Source organism: Amycolatopsis orientalis DSM 43388 (assembly GCF_000411975.1).
Taxonomy (GTDB): Bacteria; Actinomycetota; Actinomycetes; order Mycobacteriales; family Pseudonocardiaceae; genus Amycolatopsis; species Amycolatopsis orientalis_D.
Genome location: NZ_ASXG01000006.1, coordinates 1 through 221 on the forward strand (window position 1 = coordinate 1; position 221 = coordinate 221).

General features: G+C 52.0%; 1 protein-coding gene. It reads right to left on the bottom strand.

Features of this window, described 5'->3' with window-relative positions; genetic code table 11:
* Positions 1-221, bottom strand: a 221-nt coding sequence (locus L942_RS00595) for a DALR domain-containing protein (protein ID WP_326929315.1), incomplete at both ends; no start/stop codon positions are given.

Genomic DNA, 221 nt, shown 5'->3' on the forward strand with positions numbered 1-221 from the left:
ACTCGCGCAAAAACGCGGCAATGACCTTCTCGGACGTCGTTTTTTCCTGCAAGTACAAGTTGGCCTGTTTCGCCAATTCAAACAATACCGCAATGCCGTTTGCGGTGTTGAAATCGTCGTCCATTTCACGGATGAACGAAGCGCGGATGTCAGCAAGGCGCGACAGCCATTCCTCATCATTGTCCGTCAAGTTCGTGCTTGCCTGCAGGCGATGCTGCAAA